The organism is Pseudomonas sp. SST3, assembly GCF_003325755.1.
The window spans coordinates 1-5288 of the sequence record NZ_QORI02000080.1 but is presented as its reverse complement, the minus strand read 5'-3'; the positions used below and the strand labels follow the sequence as shown (position 1 = coordinate 5288).

Annotated in this window: 7 protein-coding genes; 1 reads left to right on the top strand and 6 read right to left on the bottom strand. The window is 51.3% G+C overall.

The features are described 5' to 3' along the window. From DQ405_RS27705 to DQ405_RS23785, 6 genes are all read right to left on the bottom strand, one after another. Nucleotides 1–189: hypothetical protein (locus tag DQ405_RS27705; RefSeq protein ID WP_241730161.1), on the bottom strand; the 189-nt coding region annotated here is incomplete at its 3' end. Continuing rightward, complete coding sequence (gene drmD, locus DQ405_RS27700) at nucleotides 134–1975, bottom strand: DISARM system SNF2-like helicase DrmD (protein ID WP_241730159.1); 1842 nt, start codon at nucleotides 1973–1975, stop codon at nucleotides 134–136. The genes drmD and DQ405_RS27705, both read right to left, overlap by 56 nt. Further along, nucleotides 1908–2294, bottom strand: a complete 387-nt coding sequence (locus DQ405_RS27695; RefSeq protein ID WP_446730912.1) for a hypothetical protein — start codon at nucleotides 2292–2294, stop codon at nucleotides 1908–1910. Before DQ405_RS27695 ends, drmD begins: the two co-directional genes overlap by 68 nt. After that, the gene (locus tag DQ405_RS28365; protein WP_342030451.1) at nucleotides 2242–2844 is read right to left on the bottom strand and encodes a hypothetical protein; all 603 of its coding nucleotides are present in this window, start codon (nucleotides 2842–2844) and stop codon (nucleotides 2242–2244) included. The genes DQ405_RS27695 and DQ405_RS28365 overlap by 53 nt, the downstream gene beginning before the upstream one ends. A 330-nt stretch (nucleotides 2845–3174) precedes the next feature. Next, nucleotides 3175–3831 (bottom strand): inovirus Gp2 family protein, encoded by a 657-nt coding sequence (locus DQ405_RS23790; protein ID WP_168426324.1) that lies wholly within the window; start codon nucleotides 3829–3831, stop codon nucleotides 3175–3177. Between the two features lie 356 nt (nucleotides 3832–4187). Next, nucleotides 4188–4388, bottom strand: a complete 201-nt coding sequence (locus tag DQ405_RS23785) for a helix-turn-helix transcriptional regulator (protein ID WP_168426323.1) — start codon at nucleotides 4386–4388, stop codon at nucleotides 4188–4190. A 321-nt stretch (nucleotides 4389–4709) separates the two neighbouring features. Between DQ405_RS23785 and DQ405_RS23780 the strand changes: the two genes are divergently transcribed. Beyond that, nucleotides 4710–5117 carry a hypothetical protein gene (locus DQ405_RS23780; RefSeq protein WP_168426322.1) on the top strand — a complete coding sequence of 136 codons (408 nt, stop codon included), beginning with the start codon at nucleotides 4710–4712 and terminating at the stop codon, nucleotides 5115–5117. Nucleotides 5118–5288 lie beyond the last annotated feature (171 nt).

Below are 5288 nucleotides of genomic sequence, written 5' to 3'. Positions count from 1 at the left end.
TTCTTTCTTCTTGCGGGTTTCCAGGGTATTACCCAAATATTCAAGGCGGTTGCGCGAGCGCGCGTTGAGGGATTGCTGGATAGACTCTTCGGAAGCGGCGAAGCGGCTGCGCAGGGTATCGAACGCCGCCCCTTCAAGTTTGATGCGGCTGCGCCTCGTCCAGCCAGGCCTGCAGCCGAGTGACGCCATCCTCACGCTTGAAGCCCTGCTCTCGAAGGTAGCCGCCTGACACAGTCAGCTCTTCATGCAGGCGATGATGGTTACCGCCAGTAATCACTAGGCGCGACACCACCACGACAGCAGGCGCATCAAGACGATCGTCAGGTAGTACTCGCACCGTCACACGGTGCATCCGCTTGTTGTCCTCTTGTGCCCATACCTCCGCACGCAGCAAGCGCAAGCACATTTGAACTAAGCGATGGTTGAGATGAATGAGCACTAAATCATCTCGCCCCTTGGCGACTTCATGATCAAAGGTCACCGGCCGAGTCTTACCAGTGAAGGGATGCTCTAACCCTTCACGGCAACGCTCCCAAGCACCGCCCAACGGTGGCAGTTCGAATACGCTCCCCGGCGCGACACCTGCCATCGTCAGCGGTCTGAGAGCTGGCTTCTCCGCGAGCACCAAGCCAGTCTCGACTGCTTTCAGGATGTGCTCGGGAGAGAGGTGGAAGTCCTGCCTTGTCTCGACCAGCCGCTCATGCAGCTTGGCCACACGATTAGCAAGATCTTTTTCGGCGCGGACGAAACGGCGGGCATGAACGATCTTCGCATCCGCCAGGCGGGTATCAAGATCACGTAGGGTGCCTTCAATGAGGCCTGACATCTGCGGCGCAATCACCGGGTTCACACTACCCATATCTGCGCGCATAGAATCGAGCTTACGCAGCGCACGCAAAATATCCTTCTTGTGCCCGCCAACAACCTCGTCGTCCTCGCGAGCATCGACTGGGTGCCAAATCAGCACCTCCTTTTCGCGTTGGCCATGACGATCGATACGACCATTACGCTGCTCCATGACGTTAGGGTTATAAGGGATCTCCAGATGGATGAGGTAGTTGCAGTGGTTCTGCAGGTCGATACCTTCGGAAGCGGCATCGGTAGCGAGCAAGATACGCACAGGAGAAACGTCCGCAGCAGCTTGGAATGCCGCCTTCACCTGTTCTCGATCGTCATGATCCATGCCACCGTGCAAGATCATGAGGCGATCTCCGCCTAAATCTTGAGTCGCCAGAATTTGGTGTAACCAATCGAGCGTGGTGCGGTACTCAGTAAAGAGAATCACGCGCTTGCCATTCCACAATTGATCCGTTTTAAGATGCTTATCGATCCATAAAAGTAATGCTTTGGCCTTGGAATCAATCTGGTTCATCGCCAGCTGAGACCAATGCCTGAGTTCGTTGAGAAGGATGCGCTCTTCTGCGCTCAAGGAGCGCGAGTGACGCGTGGCCTCTTCGACCGCCTCTTGCTGCGCAACCTCGACATCCGCGTCATTGGCGTAATCCTCCTCCGCACGCTGAATGGCTTTGAGCAGGATTCGTTCGGATAGGTCTGTCTGCGCCTTACCGTTTCCGCCGCTCTCCAAGGTTGCAACGTGTTTTTCCAAAGTTGACGCGAAGGCAGCCGGCGACGAGAACAAGCGCTTGCGCAGTAGCTGATTAACGAAGGACGCCCCTGTTACGCCGCCAACTTCCTCACCTGCTGCTTCCCTGCTGGTACAGAAAGCTTGCAGCTTATGATGAATCTCTCTTTCTTTGGGAGTGTAGTCGACGGGCAATGCTTCCAGCTTGCGCTGCGCATAGATTAGCTGACCATCTTTGTCGGTGATTTCGCTCTTGAGGCGGCGAATCATCACCTGGGACAGCTGTTTTTCTTCCGGCATGATGTTACGTGCGAAGCGCTGGTCATCAAGCAGTTCCAGCAACGAAGTAAAGGACTCGGTGTAACCGTTGTGTGGCGTAGCGGTTAGGAACAAATGATGCTGGAAGTGCGGGGAAATAGACGCGAATCAAACGGGTGCGCTGACTCTCGATGGCGTATTGCGCACTCGCTGCCGGCGCGACGTTGTGCGCCTCGTCGACGACCAGCATATCGAATTTGCGTGGATAGCTGACATGTGCCGGCAGGATATCGCGGAAGGCTCGCAGACCATCCCCAGCTTTGGCCCAATCCATTGACGTGATCAGGCGCGGGAACGAGGTCCATGGATTGGCATGAATTCCTCGTTCGCGTCGCATCTCCTTAATGTAAGTACCATCGACGATGCGAAATTCTAAGCCGAACTTTTCCATCATCTCGACACGCCACTTTTCTTGCAGCGACGCGGGACAAACAATCAGTACAGTACGTATACGATGGCGCAACAGCATTTCCTGGATGACCAAACCTGCTTCGATCGTCTTGCCAAAGACCTACGTCATCAGCAATCAGCAAGTTGACACGAGCCATGTCGATGGCGCGCACCAGTGGATCCAACTGGAAGTCCTGAATGCTCACACCGCTGCGAAACGGCGCCTGGAGAAAACCGCGATCGGCATTCGTTGCGGCTCCCCAGCGTACGGCGTCGAGAAAGGCTTCCAGCGTATTCGAGTCGTCCTGCCCAGTGATCGCCGGTAATCCAGCACGTTCGATGACGTGCGCCCCCGGCTCAATTTCCCAGATCACTTGGAGCTCTTCGCCCAATGCATCTTCGTCGATTGATGCCAGCGTGACGGCATTCTGCTGCACACTGCCCAGTTTGGAAGCATCCACTTCGGCCACCACCCACTGCCGGCGCCTAACTTCTACGAGCTGGCCTGGTTCCGGAATATTGCGGTAGCTGATGTCTTCCGCTGTTGCAGTCATTCTTTACTCCTTAGCTCCGTAACCATCTACCTGATGGTTACGGATGAGCGAAAAGCCGATGCCCAGCGCATCGTTGCTGCGCAAAGCACAAATTCTTGTGGGTAAGGTTGACGGAGGTCGAGGGCCGGAGCGGCAGCGTGCGAGCTCACAACAACCGCTGTAATTTAGTCATCCTTGGACACCACGGCCTGCCACGATGCGATGCCCGTCACCTTATCCACTGCCAAGACACGGGTAAAGCCATGCCGTGTGCTTTTCGCCAGTATCGCAAGTGGGCGAGCGCATTCGTCGAAATACCTATGCCTGGACTGCATCACTGAGCGAGAACGCTTAGGTCCGACTGGCTCCAAATCCATGACTACCATCCCCAAAGACCTTAGTACCCGATTTACACAGATAGCTCGCCCGAAAGAAGAAAGCGGCCTGTACGGCTGGTTCGTCACGATGCAAGTGATAGTAGGGATTCGGCGGAATCTCGACTAAACCTTTGACAGCCTCTACTGACAACCCTAAAGCACTTGCCCATGCTCCTTCCAAGCGATTAAACATGTTATCTCTGCCTGATTCGATCTTCCCCAGCGCATTGAAGGCATCGTAGTTCAGCAAGATCGCAAAGTGATGATGTGGCCGCCCGTGCTGCCCTTGCTCCCTAGCCCAGACGTAACGCACCTTGGTGTCGTGTGCGTACTTATTCACAAGTTTCGCCATTTGGCGATTGTGCTTGATCTTGGCTTTAAAGGATTCGATGAAACGGTCAACTACTTCGTTCGTGAAAGCGTAATCGGGCAATTGAATGTTAGCTGGTAGGCGCAGGTCAAACCTGAGGGCAAATACACGAGGGTACTGATTAAGCGCTCGAGACACCGTCTGATGAAGACGGTTTAGGTACTCTTGAATGAAAGGCCCCTTATCCACTTGTACGACGAAGCCTTGATAGTAGCCTTCGTAATGAAGGGTTAAGTTTGTGTTATCTGGATGTCTAGCCATGATGGGGTCCCGAGTATTGGTTTCATATAGTCAGGACTCCTAGTACATTTTTACTTTAGATCTCAGAATGCAGAGCACAATACTGTTCCGCTTAGTGAGACTACCTCCCCTCCAATACCACCTATATTTAATTGGTGACGACAAGCCAAAGTCATAACAGAGATACTGGATAAGCATAGTACCAATACCGAAAATCCCTGGCGTCACAACACCTGATAAAACACCCACAAACCCCGGTAAAACCCAACATCACATAGACCACAATCACTCTGGAAAAACACCACCAAGGAACTTATCCTTGATGGTGTTAACTGAACCTAGCTAATCAAGCTTTAAAAGCCAGCCACAGCAAAACCTCAAGTACTCTTGCTCACCAATTGATCCCGCTCTTTAACCTTATGCAGTATCCAATCGTGAACTTCACTTTCCAGCCAACCCACGCAACGATCACCCAAAGAAACAGGTTTTGGAAATGAATTCCCCGAAATAAATTTGTAAATCGTAGATCTAGCGAGGCCAGTTAGATCCATGACCTCTTTCAATCGAATTATCCTCATGAACGCAGCTCCTGTATTCGTCCAGAGGATTGGCAAGCCCAGTAAAAATTAACGTGTTACCGACTCTACCCCTCATCAAGAGGCAAAGCCTGGCGAGGTAACCCTGGCAGAGCAGCGCACGAAATTTAATGAGACGGAAAATTTGCCTGTGAAATGGCGCAAACCTTATTTCGCCAGATTGCTGCTATAAACAGGTACATTTTCCCAGTAAATACTGAGAAATCTAGATTTTTTAACTACTAGAGATGCTCTTGATTGACACGTGAGTGATGGTAGAGTAAATCTATATTCTTACTTTATTTACGCTAGAAGGACTCTACAGTGGCACTACACCTTGAAGATGCTCTTTCCCAACTTCTCGGCGAAACGGAATACAGCAATCGCCACGATATATGGCTGTGGTACACACTTTTATTTTACGAAACTAGATTTAACCCAAATGACTACTCAGATACTGGTATGAGAGACAAAATGGCCAGATATCTACAAACCAGGACATGGAGAGTCGACGAACTACTGAAAGAAAGACGCAAACAACTTGTCCACAAAAGAGATATTGAGTGGATAACTGAAGACCGTCGCGTAGCAGAGTGGATGACAAGAGAAATTCAAAACTCGACCGGACACAGCCAACTCAAGAACTACTTCGACCTCAAAGAAAAAGATCTACCTATAGCGATCCTCGACGTATGGCAAAGAGACATAACACAAAAAAACAAACCTACTTAGAGATCTTGAGCAAAGATGGAAGAGCCACAAAACAAATGACAAGGCCTATGCTTGGTTTAAAGATGACGACCAGAAAAGCCAATTCGCCTGGGACTGGCTAGAAAAGAACTCCTTCGTCGTCACAGTGGGATCAACCCCCTTCGAAACATTCGAAGACGTCTTGATTTTTTT